General features: G+C 41.4%; 1 protein-coding gene. It reads right to left on the minus strand.

Annotation, left to right across the window (positions count from 1 at the left end; translation table 11 throughout):
* On the minus strand, positions 1 to 503 hold a 503-nt coding region (locus tag CWC14_RS17065), incomplete at both ends, for an IS982 family transposase (RefSeq protein ID WP_138564080.1).

A 503-nucleotide genomic window follows, 5' to 3' on the forward strand; every position in this document is an offset into this window, starting at 1 on the left:
ACTCAGCAGAGAGCGCTTTGCTTATATAACCTTTGTCGCCATAGAGTTTTACGAAGATAGAGTCCGCCATATCAGAAACAGGCTCTCGATCATCCACATTGCCCGTTGTGAGCTTTAGCGCCACAATCTCACCTAAATGATTAATTATTAAATGTAGTTTGAATCCATATGACCAACCCATAGTGCCTTTTCCATGATGAGCAACGCCTTCAAACACTTTATTTCTTTTAGCTCTGATGATGTGACACACTTCTATTTTAGTGGAGTCAATAAATTGTATACCAGTGGGCTTGCCAAGTTTTGATGTGAGGTAACTGCACATCGGAACCACCACACTAGGCATAAGCGCGAGAAACCTTGTGTAACTCAGCAACTCTGGAAAATAGGCTTTAAGTTGACGGCAAACATAGTGAAGGTAGTAGTTTTTGAAATCTCTGTAATGTGACTGGTGAAAATGGATGATAATAGTCATCACCTCTGACGGAGATAAGCGGCATGCTCTT

This window comes from Pseudoalteromonas sp. S3260, assembly GCF_005886925.1.
In the GTDB taxonomy this organism is placed as follows: Bacteria; Pseudomonadota; Gammaproteobacteria; order Enterobacterales; family Alteromonadaceae; genus Pseudoalteromonas; species Pseudoalteromonas tetraodonis.